The 15363-nt window shown below is 72.5% G+C and carries 18 protein-coding genes; 5 read left to right on the top strand and 13 right to left on the bottom strand.

Annotated elements, in window-relative coordinates:
• Nucleotides 1-9 precede the first annotated feature (9 nt).
• The 3 genes from OHT74_RS05385 to OHT74_RS05395 all read right to left on the bottom strand — a co-directional run bounded on the left by OHT74_RS05385 (nucleotide 10) and on the right by OHT74_RS05395 (nucleotide 2398).
• Complete coding sequence (locus OHT74_RS05385) at nucleotides 10-384, bottom strand: YbjQ family protein (protein WP_266661159.1); 375 nt, start codon at nucleotides 382-384, stop codon at nucleotides 10-12.
• Nucleotides 385-456: 72 nt separating this feature from the next.
• On the bottom strand, nucleotides 457-1173 hold the full coding sequence (locus OHT74_RS05390; RefSeq protein ID WP_328619529.1) for a response regulator transcription factor: 717 nt from the start codon (nucleotides 1171-1173) through the stop codon (nucleotides 457-459).
• A gap of 13 nt (nucleotides 1174-1186) precedes the next feature.
• Nucleotides 1187-2398 (bottom strand): sensor histidine kinase, encoded by a 1212-nt coding sequence (locus tag OHT74_RS05395; RefSeq protein ID WP_328619530.1) that lies wholly within the window; start codon nucleotides 2396-2398, stop codon nucleotides 1187-1189.
• Nucleotides 2399-2671: 273 nt separating this feature from the next.
• On the opposite strand from OHT74_RS05395, the gene OHT74_RS05400 reads away from it, so the two are divergent.
• A complete protein-coding gene (locus OHT74_RS05400; protein WP_266998677.1) occupies nucleotides 2672-3514 on the top strand; it encodes an SAM-dependent methyltransferase in 843 nt (280 codons plus the stop codon).
• A 40-nt stretch (nucleotides 3515-3554) separates the two neighbouring features.
• Here the strand turns inward: OHT74_RS05400 and OHT74_RS05405 are convergent, their stop codons facing one another.
• Both OHT74_RS05405 and OHT74_RS05410 read right to left on the bottom strand, forming a co-directional pair.
• The gene (locus OHT74_RS05405; RefSeq protein WP_328619531.1) at nucleotides 3555-4487 is read right to left on the bottom strand and encodes a helix-turn-helix domain-containing protein; all 933 of its coding nucleotides are present in this window, start codon (nucleotides 4485-4487) and stop codon (nucleotides 3555-3557) included.
• Between the two features lie 86 nt (nucleotides 4488-4573).
• A complete protein-coding gene (locus OHT74_RS05410; RefSeq protein ID WP_266661169.1) occupies nucleotides 4574-4807 on the bottom strand; it encodes a DUF397 domain-containing protein in 234 nt (77 codons plus the stop codon).
• Nucleotides 4808-5120: 313 nt separating this feature from the next.
• On the opposite strand from OHT74_RS05410, the gene OHT74_RS05415 reads away from it, so the two are divergent.
• Nucleotides 5121-5801, top strand: coding sequence for an SH3 domain-containing protein (locus OHT74_RS05415; RefSeq protein WP_328619532.1), 681 nt, complete (start codon nucleotides 5121-5123; stop codon nucleotides 5799-5801).
• A gap of 9 nt (nucleotides 5802-5810) precedes the next feature.
• Here OHT74_RS05415 and OHT74_RS05420 read toward each other — a convergent pair whose 3' ends face one another.
• The 5 genes from OHT74_RS05420 to OHT74_RS05440 all read right to left on the bottom strand — a co-directional run bounded on the left by OHT74_RS05420 (nucleotide 5811) and on the right by OHT74_RS05440 (nucleotide 9772).
• Nucleotides 5811-6191 carry an NTP pyrophosphohydrolase gene (locus OHT74_RS05420; protein WP_266661173.1) on the bottom strand — a complete coding sequence of 127 codons (381 nt, stop codon included), beginning with the start codon at nucleotides 6189-6191 and terminating at the stop codon, nucleotides 5811-5813.
• Between the two features lie 66 nt (nucleotides 6192-6257).
• A complete protein-coding gene (locus OHT74_RS05425; RefSeq protein WP_328619533.1) occupies nucleotides 6258-7190 on the bottom strand; it encodes a phosphatase domain-containing protein in 933 nt (310 codons plus the stop codon).
• A 3-nt stretch (nucleotides 7191-7193) separates the two neighbouring features.
• Nucleotides 7194-8408: an RNA ligase gene (locus OHT74_RS05430; protein ID WP_328619534.1), complete on the bottom strand. Its 1215-nt coding sequence runs from the start codon at nucleotides 8406-8408 to the stop codon at nucleotides 7194-7196.
• 62 nt (nucleotides 8409-8470) lie between these two features.
• The gene (locus OHT74_RS05435) at nucleotides 8471-9157 is read right to left on the bottom strand and encodes an epimerase (protein WP_328619535.1); all 687 of its coding nucleotides are present in this window, start codon (nucleotides 9155-9157) and stop codon (nucleotides 8471-8473) included.
• 180 nt (nucleotides 9158-9337) lie between these two features.
• Entirely contained in the window at nucleotides 9338-9772 is a 435-nt protein-coding gene (locus tag OHT74_RS05440; RefSeq protein WP_266661181.1) for a VOC family protein, read from the bottom strand.
• Between the two features lie 131 nt (nucleotides 9773-9903).
• Between OHT74_RS05440 and OHT74_RS05445 the strand changes: the two genes are divergently transcribed.
• Both OHT74_RS05445 and OHT74_RS05450 read left to right on the top strand, forming a co-directional pair.
• Nucleotides 9904-10590, top strand: coding sequence for a response regulator transcription factor (locus OHT74_RS05445; RefSeq protein WP_328619536.1), 687 nt, complete (start codon nucleotides 9904-9906; stop codon nucleotides 10588-10590).
• Nucleotides 10587-11306, top strand: a complete 720-nt coding sequence (locus OHT74_RS05450) for a YoaK family protein (protein ID WP_328619537.1) — start codon at nucleotides 10587-10589, stop codon at nucleotides 11304-11306. Before OHT74_RS05445 ends, OHT74_RS05450 begins: the two co-directional genes overlap by 4 nt.
• Here OHT74_RS05450 and OHT74_RS05455 read toward each other — a convergent pair.
• Complete coding sequence (locus tag OHT74_RS05455; protein ID WP_328619538.1) at nucleotides 11303-12256, bottom strand: tellurite resistance/C4-dicarboxylate transporter family protein; 954 nt, start codon at nucleotides 12254-12256, stop codon at nucleotides 11303-11305. The genes OHT74_RS05450 and OHT74_RS05455 overlap by 4 nt on opposite strands.
• 146 nt (nucleotides 12257-12402) lie before the next feature.
• Between OHT74_RS05455 and OHT74_RS05460 the strand changes: the two genes are divergently transcribed.
• Nucleotides 12403-13134 (top strand): SDR family NAD(P)-dependent oxidoreductase, encoded by a 732-nt coding sequence (locus tag OHT74_RS05460; RefSeq protein ID WP_328619539.1) that lies wholly within the window; start codon nucleotides 12403-12405, stop codon nucleotides 13132-13134.
• A 31-nt stretch (nucleotides 13135-13165) separates the two neighbouring features.
• Here OHT74_RS05460 and OHT74_RS05465 read toward each other — a convergent pair whose 3' ends face one another.
• Both OHT74_RS05465 and OHT74_RS05470 read right to left on the bottom strand, forming a co-directional pair.
• Nucleotides 13166-13915 (bottom strand): VOC family protein, encoded by a 750-nt coding sequence (locus OHT74_RS05465; RefSeq protein WP_328623260.1) that lies wholly within the window; start codon nucleotides 13913-13915, stop codon nucleotides 13166-13168.
• 137 nt (nucleotides 13916-14052) lie between these two features.
• Nucleotides 14053-15153 carry a carboxylate-amine ligase gene (locus tag OHT74_RS05470; protein WP_266998666.1) on the bottom strand — a complete coding sequence of 367 codons (1101 nt, stop codon included), beginning with the start codon at nucleotides 15151-15153 and terminating at the stop codon, nucleotides 14053-14055.
• Nucleotides 15154-15363 lie beyond the last annotated feature (210 nt).

Raw genomic sequence — 15363 nt, forward strand, 5'->3', positions numbered from 1 at the left:
ATGAGGGGATCAGGTGGAGGCGGGGGTGATCACGACGGCCGTCCCGTACGCACACACCTCGGTCCCGACGTCGGAGGCGTCGGTCACGTCGAAGCGCATCATCAGGACCGCGTTCGCGCCGCGGGCCTTCGCTGCCTCGATGAGCCGCTCCATGGCCTGGTTGCGGGTCTCCACCAGGGTCTTGGTCAGGCCCTTGAGTTCACCGCCGATCATCGACTTCAGGCCTGCGCCGATCTGGCTGCCGAGGTGGCGGGAGCGGACGGTGAGGCCGAAGACCTCACCGATGACCTGCTCGACCCGGTAGCCGGGGACGTCGTTCGTCGTCACGACCAGGACGCCGGTCTGCTGGGCCCCCGGGCCGCCGCTGTAGTCATCGATACCCATGGGACCCACTGTGGCGGCGGGCCCGGGCCCGCGCATCCGGAGGGGGCCCGTTCCGGCCGTCGGGAACCGGGGTCAGGGCAGGCGGGCGACGAGGCCGGACTCGTGGGCCAGGACCACGGCCTGGGCGCGGCTGGACACGCCGAGCTTGCTCATGCAGCGGTGTACATGCGTCTTGACGGTGGCGGCGCTGAGGACGAGCCGCTCGGCGATGTCGGTGTTGGACAGGCCCGCTCCGACCAGGCCGAGCACCTCGCGCTCGCGCGGGGTCAGGGCGGCCAGGCCGGGATGCGGGTCCCGGGCGACCGGGGCGGCGTACGCGGCGATGATCCCCTGCAGCGCGTGGGGGCTGAACAGCATCTCGCCCGCGTGGACGGTGGCGATGGCGGTGAGTAGCCGTTCGGGCGGGGTGTCCTTCAGCAGGAAGCCGCTCGCCCCGACCTGCAGGGCCCGGAAGACGTACGCGTCGGAGTCGAATGTGGTGAGCACGAGCACTTTGGGCCGCGCCGGCTCAGCCCCGGCGCCGGGGCCGGCACCGGCGCCGGCCCCGGCCGGTGCATCGGCATCGGCCCCCGCCTCGGCGAGGATCCGCTCGGTGGCGGCGATGCCGTCGGTGCCCGGCATCCGGATGTCCATCAGGATGACGTCGGGCCGCGTCTCGGCGGCGAGCCGGACGGCCTCCTCGCCGCCCGCCGCCTCACCGACGACCTCGATGCCGGGCGCGGCGCCCAGGAGCGCGCACAGCCCGGACCGGATCAGGAACTGGTCGTCGACGACGAGCACACGCAGCATGACCGCCTCTTTCCTAGGCGTGGGCGCCGGTGGCGGCCCGGGGGACGGGGACCCGGAGTCTGACCTCGAAGCCGCCTTCCGGTGCAGGTTCGGCGGTCACCGTGCCGTGGTAGATCGTGGCCCGCTCGCGCATGCCGATCAAGCCCTGACCGGCGGATCCCGGGGCGGCGGCCGAAACATGCACCCCGCGGGCCTCCGTGCGGCCGCTTCCGTCGTCCTTGACGCGTACCGAGACCTCATCCTGCGCGTAGTGCACGTGGACGGTGGTGTGTGCGGCCGGGGCGTGCTTGATCACATTGGTGAGCGCCTCCTGGACGACGCGGTACGCGCACAGGTCGATCCCGGGCGGCAGCGCGTACGCCGTCCCCGTGATCCGGACGTCTACGGGCACGCCGGCTTCGGCGACCCGCTTGACCAGTTCGTCGAGGCGCCCGAGCCCGGACACCCGGGGCGGATCCTGCTCGGCGGGCGCGCGGCCGTCCTCACGGAGTACGAGGAGCATCCGGCGCATCTCCGCCAGGGCCTCGTGGGCGCTGTCCCCGATGATGTCCAGGGCCCGGCGGGCGGTCGGCGGGTCTGAGGCGAACACGTATCCGGCGAGGCCGCTCTGGACGGAGACCACCGAGACGTGGTGGGCGATGACGTCGTGCAGCTCGCGGGCGATCTGGATGCGCTCCTCCATGACGGCCCGCCGGGCCTTCTCCTCCTGTTCCCGGCGCAGTTGCCGGGTGAGCTCGCGCAGCCGCCGGGCGCCGTCGCCGGTCACCCAGCAGACGATGGTGGTCACGGTGACGAAGCCGACGCTGAGCGGGCCGATGCCCGGTTCGGCGAGCCGGGTCCCCCAGAGCAGGACGAGCAGGGCACCGACCGCGCATCTGGCCGAAACTCGCCGCTCGCGGAGGGAGGCGACGGTGTACAGCGCGAGCGCGAGGCCGCACACGGCGACGGCGTGGTAGTAGCCGAGGGTGAAGTAGCAGCCGGTGCAGAGCGCGGTGCTGATCAGGACGGCGACCGGGAAGCGGCGGCGGAGCACGAGCGGCAGGTAGACCGCGGCGAGCAGGGCGTAGGCCAGTGCGTCGGTGTCCCGCCAGTAGCCGTTGGGGTCGGGCCAGTTGCGGAGCATGGTGGCCGAGATCCAGAGCGAGCCCATGGCGTACACGATCTCGCCGACGGCCGGCAGCGCGGCGCGGAGCCGGACCATCGCCGGATGTGCGGACACCTGCACGTCAACCCCCCTGAGTACACCCTTGGTTGTACAGGGTGACCCCCCAACGGGGTAGGCGGATTTCACCCTGTGGATGGGCGAGCCCGGCGGACCCCGCGCGTAGATTTCCCTGAGCCGGACCAAGCCGGCACCGGCCCTGCCCCCCGGGGCCCCGCCGCGCGGCCGTGCCCGTTCGGGGGCGGGCACGGCCGCGCGTACGTCTGTACGGGTGGTGGCCGGCCCGCGGCCGACTGCCTACCATGGGCGGTCACCTCAGCCGGAGGGACAGCGCCCATGGAGTCGCCGCAGAACCCGTCGGGACACCCGCCCGCACACCCGCAGACCCCCCTCATCGACATGCACACCCCGAGCGTCGCCCGGATGTACGACTGGCTGCTGGGCGGGGTGGAGAACTACGCGAGCGACCGCGAGGCCTGCGCCCGGCTGCTGGAGATCGCCCCCAGCACCCAGCTCCTGGCCCGCAACAACCGGGCGTTCCTGCGGCGCGTCGTGCGCATCCTGGTCGAGGAGTACGGGATCCGGCAGTTCCTCGACCACGGCTCCGGTCTGCCCACGCAGGACAACGTGCACGAGGTGGCGCAGCGGGCCGATCCCGGCTGCAAGGTCGCGTACATCGACAACGACCCCATGGTCCTGGCGCACGCCCAGACCACCCTGCACGAGGACGGCCGCACGCTCGTCCTGTCCAAGGACCTGCGGCTGACCCGGGAGATCCGGCGGGACACCGACCGCTTCCTGGACTGGGACCGGCCCATCGCGGCCCTGTTCGTCTCCGTGCTGCACTGCCTGCGGGACACGGACGACGAGAACGATCCGGCAGCAGTCGTACGGAACACCGCCGCGCAGTTGCCGCCGGGCAGTTTCATGGTGATCTGCCAGCTCGTCAGCGACGATCCGGTCGTCCGCAGCGACGTGACGCGACTCATGGACGTGACCACGCACGGCACCTGGGGCCGGGTACGGGAGACCCATGAGGTGCGCCGGTACTTCGACGGGCTGGACGTCCTCGGGCCCGGGCTCGTCGACGTGGTCGACTGGCGGCCCGACACCCCGCCGCCGCCCCCGGGGAACCGGCCGCGGGACTGGGTGGAGTGGGGCGGGGTCGGGCGCCTCTGAGACCGGCCGGCCGGCTCCCCTGACGGCGTGGGGACGCGGCCTAGCCGGCGCTGCCTTCGCTTCCGTCGCCGAACTGGCGCTTCGCCTCGAGGATCAGCTCGACGCTCTCGTCCTTGGAGGCCGCCGCGTTCCGCAGGTTGCTCAGGGCGTTGCGGTAGTCGTCGAGGGCCCGCGGCCTCGTCACGTAGTTCGCGCCGTTGATGTGCTCCACGTACGCCAGCTCGGCGTGCTCCCCGTCGCGGAACTTCAGGTGCGTGATCGGGTAGGGCGGTGTGGCTCCGTACTCACGGGTCATCCTGAGGATGCGAATGCTCACCTTGTCGGTGTCGCCGGCGCGCAGCAGGTGGTTCAGCTGTTCGTGCATCACGGCCGCGTTCCCGCAGCGGCGGTGCAGTACGCCTTCCTCGAGCAGGGCGGTCACCCGGGGCAGCGGGCTGTCCATCAGCCGCAGCTGCCGTTCCGTGCGCAGCTCGACGACCCGTTCGACCTCGTCCGGGTCGGCGCCGGGCATGACCGCCCGGACCATGAACCGGGCGTAGTCGCGGGTCTGGAGGATGCCGGGGACGACGAGGTTCTCGTAGACGCAGATCTCCTCGGAGTCGCCCTCCAGCTGGATCAGGCGCCTGAGGAAATCGGGGGTGACGTCGCTGAACTGCTCGTACCACTCGGAGTCCTGCGCGTGTTCCAGGAGCCGTTCGATCGCCCGCAGCTCTTCGGCGTCGACGCCGTAGTACCGGGCGAGATCCCTTACGTCGCGCGGTTTCGGCGGGCTCTCGCCGCGCTCCAGCCGGCTGATCTTCGACACGGATCCGCGGATGACCGGTGCGACCTGGCGCAGGGTCAGGCCGCGGGCCTCGCGGCACCTGCGCAGTTCCTGTCCCAGCAAGCGGTCGGCCGCCGCCCGGGCCGGATCGTTTCCCATCGGCAGGACGGGAGCGACGGGCTCGGGCAGCGGCTCAGGGAGGGCGGGCATCAGAACTCCCTATGACTGCGGCGATGGTCCGTCACAGCATGGGCCGCCTCCCCCTGCCCCTCAAGCCGTGGCCTCGGCTTGAGGTGTCATCCGGTCAGATGATCGAATTCCGCATGTTTGGCGCCGTCGATGAACGCCTCGATCTCGGCGGTAGTGAACACCAGGGCGGGACCGTCGGGGAAGCGCGAGTTCCGCATCGCCACGGCGCCACCCGCCAGGGCGGCGACCTCCACGCAGTTGCCGTTGCCCACGCTGGCACTGCTCTTGACCCATACCGCGCCGGGAATCTCGCTCGCCACCACGCCATTGTCGATCTGCATGATCGGATCCCTCCTCGTCGGACGCGCGCGACCGTGCGAACCCGTGTGGGACCGCACGACGAGCACTGACAGAAATGCTAGCCAGATGTAGGGGACACCGGAGTCCCTCGAACGGGTGCCTCGGCTGAGCGGCATCGCGAGGGTCCGACCGGGGCCCAAGGGGAACTTATTGACCATTTCGGGCGAAACGACGGTGCGTCACCGGGTCGGTACGACCCGGTCTCGCCATAGTCGACCGTGGCGACCGACTGGTTGCCGCCCCGGCCCGCGGCAGACCGCGGCCGGGCGGATGTCTTCGTAGAGGAGCCTGCACATGCAGAAGCCCACCAGGACCGTCCTCGCTCTCACCGCCGGAAGCCTGGTGCTCGGCTTCGTCGGCGCGGGCGCCGCCGCCGCGGACGTGGGCCCGACGTACGACACACCGTCGCACGAGGCCGTCCTTCTCGAGCCGGAGAACGATCAGTCCGGCACCTACAACGACAAGAAATACACCGTCGGCAAGATCATCTCGCGGGGCCCGCTCAAGATCCGCAGCAAGCCGAACACCCGTGCCGACGTCGTGGGCCACGTGAAGCCGGACCACAAGGTCGCCATCGTGTGCAAGACGTACGGCGAGACGATCGACGGCAACAACATCTGGTACCGCCTGCACATCAAGGAGGACCACAAAGAGCAGGACGGGCGCGATGAAGACGGCGGTCGCGATGAGGACAGCGGTCGCGATGAAGACAGCGGTAGCGATGAAGACAGCGGTAGCGATGAAGACAGCGGTAGCGATGAGGACAGCGGTCGCGGTGAGCAGGACGGGCGGGACGGGGACGACCTGCGCAACGGGCTGGCCGACAAGGACCACAAGGACGGCAAGGAGCACAAGAACCGCAAGGACAAGAACCGCAAGGACCGCAAGGAGCACAAGAACCGCAAGGAGCACAAGCAGGCCTGGATCACCGCCCGTTACGTCAAGAACCTGGACCACGTGAAGTGGTGCGACTGACCCTTCCGGTCAGCCCGCCGGGCGTACGGTACGCGGCCCCACACACTCCGCCCCGTACGCCCGGACCCGCTCGCGCAGTTCCCGGTCCGCCGTGACCACGACACAGCCGCGCTCCGCGAAGGAGGCGGCCAGTTCGACGATCCGGTCGTCACCACTCCCCGGCGCCGAGTCCACCCGTACTCCGGGCACGGACTCGACGCCGCGGGCGGCGCCCTCGACGACGAGGACGATCTCCTCGATCGCCCCGATCCCCTCGATTGCCCCGCCCGCGGCCGGGTCCCGCTCCGCGAGGCGGTCGCGCAGCCGCTCGGCCGCGCCCCGCCGGTCCCGCCACCAGCCGTCCGGTACGGAACCGACGACGTTCGCGGCGTCCACGATCAACACGCTCATGGCCCCAGTATGAGCGGGCACGGGCAGCTGCCTGCGCCGCCCGTGCCCGCCCGTGCCCGCCGGCGCCTAGAAGTCGCCGTAGTTGACCTGCCAGGTGGGCAGGCCCATCCGGCGCCAGACCGCAACCACCCGGTCCCGGTCGTCCAGCGACACCCGTACCGCGAAGCGGTGCCGCACGTGCGCGTCGAACAGCTCCGCCTTCACCACGTCGTCGCGGCGCGTGTCCCCGAGGGGGCGCATCCACAGCTCGTCGTACGGCACCTCGTGCCGCTCCAGCCACGCCTCCGTCTGAGGCCGGTTCTCCTCACCGCGCCCGGACAGCAGCACGATGGTGTCGCCGTCGGCGCGCCGGAAGGCGTCCAGCGCGTACCGCACCGGCTCGTTGAGCGCGTCGATCTCGCAGCGCGAGAAGTCGTACGGGCTGCGGTCGCCGGTCAGCGCGAGCGTCCCGTCGATGTCGCACATCACCGCCGAGGGCAGCGCCGGGTCGGCCACGTACGGCTCGACGGTGGGCTGGTCGTTCAGCCACTCCGCGGTGAGCCGCCAGCCGCCCCGCTTGGCGCTCATGTGCTTGTCGTTGAGTATCCGGATGATCTCCTCGCCGACCGGCCGCTCCCGCGCGGCGTCCCGGCGCAGGCACTCCTCCACCGGCACGTCGGTGAAGTCGTGCACGACGAAGGTGGCCCGTCCGGCGACCGCCGCCTTGAGCCGCTTGGGGATGCGGGAGGTCAGGTGGGTGTTGTCGACGACCACGTCGAAGCCGTCGTCGACGGCCGCGCGCACCGCCGCGTCCTGGACGGCCAGGACCGTCTGCTCGTGCCGGTACGAGCGGCCGCGCTCCGGGTCGGGCAGGTCGAGCATGGCCCGCAGGTCGTCCAGGTTGACGCGGCGCATCCGGCCCGCGGCCTCGGCCTGCAGGGCGCGCGCGGCCGTCGTCTTCCCCGAGGCCGGCAACCCCGTCATGACATGGACGACGGGGCGTGCGGGGTCTTCGGACACTGGTCAGTTCTCCTCATCGGTGGTGAAGGGGTCGGACGGTTCCGGCCGCACGTCCCGCCATACGACGAGCTCGGTGGACCGGTTGTCCAGGCGCAGGAACATCGCGGGGCGGATCCGGCGGTCGGGCAGGGCCCGCACGGCGCGCGCGAACGCGCCCCGGTCGCCCGCCAGCGGGGCGAGCTGTGCGAACGCCTCGTCGATGGCGCGCTCGCGCTGCGCCGCCGCGTCCTCGAGGCGGGTGACCACCTCGCGCACCCAGGTGTCGAACTCGTCCGGCACCTGCTCCAGCAGCGCGTCGATCGGCTTGCCGCCCGCGGCCTCGATGTCGGCGACGGTGCAGTGCAGGCCCTGCGCCAGCTCCTTGACGGGCAGGCCGGCGAACCGCTCGATGCCGTGGCTGCGCCAGATGTCCCGCTCGGTGACGCCGGTGACCAGCTTGTGGAGGCGTACGTACTCGGACAGTTTGGCCTTCGCGCGCACGCCGGAGGCGAACCGCAGCACGAATCCCTCGGCGTCGGTGCCGGCGGCGCTCTCCCCGCCGGGCAGCGTGTTCGACTCGGCCAGCGCCAGCAGCTCGGCGAGCGGCATGGCGGGCCACACCGTGACGACGGATCCGATCCCCTGCCAGTGGACCGCGGCCTCGGCGAGCGGGACCTCGGTGCCGTCCAGGGCGAACGCGGCGAGGAGCACCAGATCCCGGCGGTCGCCGTAGTCGACGACGATACGGTTCTGCGGGTACAGGATCTCCGCGAGGTAGGTCACGCCGGGGACGAGTGCCGAGGTGTCACGGGCGTCGAGGTGGCGCCCGCCCCAGGTGGCCTGGGCGCTGATGAAGGATCCCTTGGACGCGACGCGCCAGCTGCCCGCGTAGTGGAAGACCACGGCGAGGCTGCCGTCGACCTTGTCGTACACCTCGAACGGCTCGTCGGGCAGGGCCGGTGCGTACGGCTGGCCGGACTCGTGCTCGCCGACGTTGAAGAACTTCGGCAGCGGCAGGGCGACGATCGCGCCGGTGGAGTCGTCGGCGACGAGTCCGCGGCAGCGCGTGGTCACCTGGTTCCAGACGCGCCCGTACTGTGCCGTCCGCGTGTACGTGTAGATGGACAGCGGCAGTTCGGGGTGCGACTTGCGGGTGACGTGCCCTGCGTCGATGGCAGCCGCCAGCTCCTGCTGCGGCAGCAGGTCGTGCAGCGTCGGGTAGGCCTGGTTGTGGCCCATGGGGTTCCTCCCGGTTCGAGATGGTTCATTCTCACGTGCGGGAGGATGTGCCCGGTACTGAATTATCGCTGGTCCGGAGGGCTCTGGGCCAGGCGGTTGATGTCCTGGGGCCGCAGGATGCGGGTGCGGACGTCGGCTCCGGGCCTCGCGACGTTGATCATCGCGCGGCCGAGCGCCTCGGTGGTGGTGACGAGGTTCGGCGCGACGCGGCGGAGCAGCGGGAAGAGCGGCGCGGTGACCAGGTAGGCGGCGCGGTAGAGGAGGGTCTTGGAGGGCACGCCGCGTACGGGCTGCACGAGGCCGGGGCGGAACATGTAGGCCTGGAACGGCAGCTGGAGCAGGTCGTTCTCCGTCTCCCCCTTCACGCGGGCCCACATGGAACGGCTCTGCTCGGTGCTGTCCGTGCCCTCCCCGGAGACGTAGGCGAAGGTCAGCCGTGGGTTGGCGGCGCCGAGCGGACGGGCCGCGGCGAGGGTGAGGTCGTGCGTGATGCGGCGGTAGTCCTGCTCCTTCATGCCGACGGCGGAGACGCCGAGGCAGAAGAAGCAGGCGTCGTACGAGGCCAGGTCCAGGTCCGGTGCGGAGAGGTCCGACGGGTCGTCCTGGATGCGCTCGCGCAGCTTGGGGTGGGAGACGCCGAGCGGGGTGCGGCCGACGGACAGGACGGCCGTGACGGTGTCGTCGCGCAGGCACTCACGCAGAACACCCCGGCCGAGCATTCCGGTTCCGCCGAAGAGGATGACGTTCACGTGCGCAGCCTAGGGCCCTCTAGTGCTGTGGCCGGAAAGGTTTGCCGGGGCGCGGCGTCCGGTGCGGTGCATCGCAAGGCGTAGGGCCGCGGCTCGTACTGGACGTACTTGCGCGGTCCGACAACGCCGCGAGGTGCCGTGCAGGGCATCGCGACCCGGTGGACCTTGCCGGTCACAGCACTAGTGCGAGACGCAGAGCTCATTGCCTTCCGGATCGGCGAGTGTGGTCCAGGTGTAGGGGCCCTGGCGGCCCTCGTGCAGGTGCCGGGCGCCTTTGGCGATCAGGCGCTCCACGACTTCCTGCGGGTTGTCGGAGCCGGTACGGACGTCCAGGTGGACCCGGTTCTTGGCCGTCTTCGGCTCGGGGACGAGCTGGAAGAGGACTCGGGGGGCGCGCTCGATCCCTTCGGGGTGGCGGATGGCGGCACCGACCTTCCAGACGAGGGCTCCCCGGTGGGTGGTGGTGTCGTCCTCGGTGGCCTGGCCTGCGGCGACCATCTTGCGGATGAACTCTTCGTCGGTCGGCTCCACTTCCCAGCCGAGGGCGTCGGCCCACCAGTCGGCGAGGGGGTGCGGGTCGGCGGAATCGATGGTCACCTGGAACGTGTATGCCATGAGGGGACCCTACTGACGGCCTCTGACAGTCGCCACGCGGCAAGTCTCCTCGGCCCGGGTCGTTCGGTCGATGCCGCTCCTGCGGCGGGTACGGTTTCTGCCGGACGTCCCTTTCCGAACGGGGTTCGCGCATGGAATTCGGCCACGTGGGGCGGGTGGTCGTCGCCGACGACGAGCCCGTGGTGCGCAGGGGGCTGCGGACGTCCGTCGAGTCGACCGGCGAATTCCGTGTGGTGGCCGAGGCCGCCGACGGGCACGAGGCCGTCGAGGCCGTACGGGCGCACCTGCCGGACATCCTGCTGCTGGACATCCACATGCCGCGGATGAACGGGCTGGAGGCGACGGCGGCGCTGCGCAGACCCGATTCCGGTGCCGCCCCGCACATCGTCGTCACGACGGGCCTCGGGCTCGACGCGGACGTGGAGCAGGCCCTGGCCCTCGGCGCGGACGCCTTCCTCCCCAAGGACGCCCCCCGCGAGGAACTGCTCGCCGCCCTGCGCGCGGTGCAGGAGGGCGATGCCGCGATGTCCTCGCCGGTGCTGCGTGACGTCCTGGACGGCCTGCGTACCCCGGCCGCGGCGCAGCGCCGGCAGGCGCGGGAGCGGCTGGACGTCCTGTCGGCGCGGGAGGCGAAGGTGCTGGGCCTGGTCGCCGAGGGGCTGGCGAACCGGGAGATCGGCGAGCGGCTGCGGCTGGCCGAGGACACGGTGAAGGACCTGGTCGGCCGGATGCTGGCCGAGCTGGACGCCGCGAACCGGCTGCAGCTCGCGCTCCTGGCCCATACCGCCGGCCCGGAGGCGGAGGGTCCGCCGCGGTGAGGGCCGCCGCCCGGTGCGGGTTCCTGCGGCCACTGGCCGCGCTGCTGTTCCCGCCGGGGCCGGAGGGCGGGAGCGGGCCGCACGGGGTGCTGCCGACGCTGCTGGTCGCGCTGACGTTCGTGAGCGGGGTGGTCGACGCGGTGAGTTTCCTCGGGCTCGACCACGTCTTCGTCGCCAACATGACCGGCAACGTGGTCTTCCTCGGCTTCGCGCTCGCCGGGGACCGTGAACTGTCGGCCACGGCCTCCCTGCTGGCGCTCGCCGCCTTCCTGGCCGGTGCGACGGCCGCCGGCCGGCTGCGCCGCGGCCGGGAGCCGGTGCGGATGTTCGCGCCGCTGGTGGCGGTGCAGGCCGTACTCGTGGCCGGGGCGCTCGCGCTGACGGCGGGTGGGGGCGGGCCGCTGCCGGTGGTGGGGCTGCTCGCGCTCGGCATGGGCCTGCAGAACGCCGTCGTGCTCCGGCTGGCCGTGCCCGACCTGACCACCACCGTCGTCACCCGGACGCTGACGGGCCTGGCCGCCGAGCCGTGGGACCGGACCGCCGTACGCCGGCTCGTGTCGGTGGCGGTGCTGTTCTGCGGGGCCCTGGCGGGCGGGCTGCTGACGCTCCACCACGGATCCCGCTGGGCGCTGGCGCTGGCGGTGGCCCTGCTCCTCTGGATCGCGGTGGCGGGCGCCGTAACGGCTTCCGGGCGGGCCGGCCCCGACGCTCCTTAGCGCTGCCGGGTCCCGGAGTGGCCGGCGACGAGGGCCGCGAAGGTCAGCAGCCATGCGCCCACGGCGATCCAGAGCAGGACCTCGCCCAGCGGGCTCAGCCATCCCACCCCGGTGGGGTCCGCCGCCGAGAGGCAGGCGGTGGCCGTCATGCCGAGCGGGAAGACGGTCGCCCAGCGCCGGACGTCGTAGTGCGGCCGCCAGTAGCGCAGCTCGGCGGCGAGGAGGAGCGCGTACCAGCCGAGGGACAGGGCGAGCGTCACCAGCGTGGCCGTACGCAGCGCCGTGTGCGCCGAACCGGTCCATACGGGTGAGGCCGTGAGCTTCGATCCCGCCAGCGCCGAGATGGCCAGTGCGCCGCCGGCCACCCAGTGGTCGCCCGCGCCCCGCACCACCTCGCGGAAGTCGAAGTGGACGAGGGCCACCGCGTACAGCAGCAGGCCGAGGCAGAAGGCCGCCAGTGCGGCCCGGGCGAGCCAGTCACGGTGGACGGCGGCGGCCAGGATCGCCGCCAGGACGGCGAGCCCCTGGGTGGCCACGCAGACGAGGAAGGCGGACCCCGGCATCCGGCGCTTCCGGTGCCGTACGACGGCGAGCAGCAGCCAGGGCCACAGCGCCGCCGCCAGCACCAGCAGGGCGGCGGCGAGGCCCTGCCACCCCAGCAGGGAGAACCGGCATCCGAGCACGGTCGTGGCGGCCACGGCCGTCAGGGCTGCCGGGGTGTCCGCCTCGGCCCGGAAGCGGCCCCGGTCGCCCACGAGCCGGGCGGTGAAATCGGCGGCGAGTACGAGCCACAGCGCGGCGGCGACGACCAGCGCCGCCAGGGAGAGCACCTCGGACCCGATCAGGTGCAGGCCGACGGAGAGGATGCCGGCGGCCAGGACGGCGGCGCCCGCGGCCGGGGGCAGTCCCGTCCACCATCGGCGGCCGGGCAGGGGGAACGCCTGCTTCACCCTGCCAGCGGACACCGCCCGGCAGCGGCCCGCGAGCGCGGTGGGCCATTGGGCCCACCGAGCCGCGCGGGCCGGGGGGAATCCGGCCCGCCTGCGGGCCGCGCGGCCCTTGACTTCCCCGGGCGGCTGCCGGACTCTCTGCGCTCATGGGACAGCTCGACGGCAAGGTCGCGGTGATCACGGGCGGGTCGGCCGGCATCGGACTGGCGACGGCGCACCGGTTCGTACGGGAGGGTGCCCGGGTGTTCGTTTCCGGGCGACGCGAGGCCGAACTCGCCTCGGCAGTGGAGCAGTTGGGGAGCGGCGCCGTCGGGGTGCCGGGTGACGTCACCAAGGCGGCGGACCTCGACCGGCTGTTCGCGGCGGTCGCAGCCGAAGGCCGGGCGATCGACGTCCTGGTGGCCAACGCGGGCGGCGGGAAGGCGGGCGGCGTCGCCGAGTTCACCGAGGAGCAGTTCGACACCGTCTCGGACCTGAACTTCCGCGGGACCTTCTTCACCGTGCAGCGGGCGCTGCCGCTGTTCGGGGAGCGCGGTTCGGTCATCCTGCTCGGCTCGACGGCGGGCTCGGCGGGGTCCACCCGGTTCGGCATCTACGGAGCCACGAAGGCGGCCGTACGGTCGATGGCGCGCAGCCTGGCGCTGGAGCTCGCGGGGCGCGGGATCCGGGTGAACGCGCTCAGCCCCGGTCCGATCGACACGCCCGCGCTGGCGCGGGCGCCCGCCGCCATCCTGGAGGAGGTGACGTCCGGGGTGCCGCTGGGCCGGACCGGCCGCCCGGAGGAAGTGGCCGCGGCGGCGCTGTTCCTCGCCTCGGAGGAGAGCAGCTACATCACCGGCATCGAACTGTTCGTGGACGGCGGAGCCGCCCAGGTCTGACCCGCTGCCGGGCTCGCCCCACCGCGCGTGCTCAGGCCGTCCCGGGCTCCTCGCGGGCGGCCGTGAGGGTGAACATCGCCCCTTCGGGGTCGCGCAGGGTGACCCAGCGGTCGGTGGCGCTCGAGACGACGGTCGACAGGGTGGTCCCGCCGGCGGCGGTGGCCGCCTCGATGGCCTCGTCGAGGTCCGGGACGCGGAAGTAGACGTGCCAGCGGGGCCTGGTCTCCGGTGCGTGCGCCGCGGCCTCGGTGATCCCGCCGTCCAGGCGGGCGACGGGCTCGCCCGCCTGCCGCAGGACGACCTGGTCGTTCTCGTAGGAGACCTCGCAGCAGCCGGGACGGCCGGTCGCCCATTCCAGTACCTCGCCGTAGAAGATCGCCGCCTCGAAGGCGTCCCTCGTCCGCAGCTCCAGCCAGGCGGGCGCCGGGCCGTGGCCCACGCGCCAGTCGGCCGACACCCCGCCGGCCCAGATGCCGAAGACCGCGCCGTCCCGGTCGGCGACCAGCGCGCCGCGGCCGCCGGACGGGAAGGAGACCGGACCGACGGCGACGGTTCCGCTGCGCTCGCGGATGCGGTCCGCGGTCACATCGGCGTCGTCGACCGCGAAGTACGGCGTCCACGCCACGGCGACCGCCAGGTCCGCGGTCAGCGTCCCGATCCCGGCGACCGGCAGCCCGTCCAGCTCGGCGACCGTCCACCCCTCGCCGAGCCGGGCGGGGCGGAATTTCCAGCCGAGGACCGCACCGTAGAACTGCTGGGTTCCCTGGAGATCGCGGGCCATCAGGCTGACCCAGCACGGGGCGCCGAAGACCTCCCTCGTAGAAATCTCCACCACTCACGCTCCGTCCTTCGTCCCCGCTCATCCTCGCGTCCGGGCGGCGGCCCCGCACGTCGGCGAGGTGGCGGCCCCGGCAGTGGTCAGCCCCCGGCCACGGCGCCCTGCCCCGTGATCAGGTCGGCGAGGGCCGCCATGCCCCCGTCCGCGAGGGCCCGGCGCTGCCGGTCCGCGGGCGTGCCCTGCTGGAGGAGCCGGTGCAGCAGGGAGCCCACCTCGCGCTGGTCCCCGGCCTCCTCCAGGGCGGGCGTGATGTGCCGCATGAGCAGCCACAGCACGTCGCCGGCGCTGCGCCGGTGGCCCTGCGGGTCCATGAGAGTGCTGTCCAGGCCGTGCCGGGCCGCATGCCACATGGCCGCCTGGAGCAGCTCGTGCGAACACTCGGGGGGTGCGACTCCGGCCTTCTCCTCGGCGATCGCGGTGCTGACCAGCGCACGGACGATCCCGGTGAGCAGCACCGCGTCGCTGGCCTCCAGCTGCACGTCCAGGCAGCGCACCTCCAGCGTGGGGTAGCGCTCGGACAGCCTGGCCTGCCAGTAGAGCTGGCCCCGGTCGGCGATCAGCCCCGCGTCCAGCAGCGCCTCGATGCGCTCCTCGTAGTCGGCGAGCGTGCGGAAGAAGGGTGTCGGGCCGCTGACCGGCCAGCGGCCGAAGACGATCGTGCGCCAGCTCGCGAATCCGGTGTCGCACCCGTCCCACAGCGGCGAGTTCGACGACATGGCCAGCAGCGTCGGAAGCCAGACGCGCAGCCGGTTCAGGGCCGCCACGCCCATCTCCCGGTCGGGCACCGCCACGTGCACGTGCATGCCGTTGATCAGCTGCTCGTCGACCAGCCGGCAGGCCTCGTCCCGCATCTTGAGGTACCGCGGCTTCTGGGTGACCGGGACCGGCACCGCGTCGCGCAGGGGCGCCGCTGCGGAGCTGGCGAGGCGGCAGCCGTACTCCTCGGCGGCGGAGCCGACCGCGTGCCGCAGCCGCAGCAGGTGGCCCGCAACCTCGTCCAGGTCCGTGCATACGGGTGTGGCCACCTCGACCTGGGCCTGGAGCAGCTCGTTCTGCACCTCGCCCTCGCCCACCCATGACACGAGACCCGCCGCGGCCCGCACCTCCTCCGCCAGGGCCACGGGCAGATGGGTGACGGGATCCAGCAGGACGTACTCTTCCTCAACCCCGACCGTGATCATGTCGCGCCGGACTCCTGCTCTGTTCGGGCTCCTCGGCGCCTGTGGACGCCGTCGGAAGAGCGATGCGCACCCGCTTCACCTCCTCGGGTTCAAGGCCCCGGCACGGTCGGTGCCCGTCCGCCCGCGCTCCCCGCGGGCCCTGCTCCTGCCCCGCGGGGAGCTCCTCAAGCAAGAGAGGCGGACCCTGCCGCGGGCCGCGGCATTCGGCGG

It is taken from the genome of Streptomyces sp. NBC_00354, assembly GCF_036106915.1.
Taxonomy (GTDB): Bacteria; Actinomycetota; Actinomycetes; order Streptomycetales; family Streptomycetaceae; genus Streptomyces.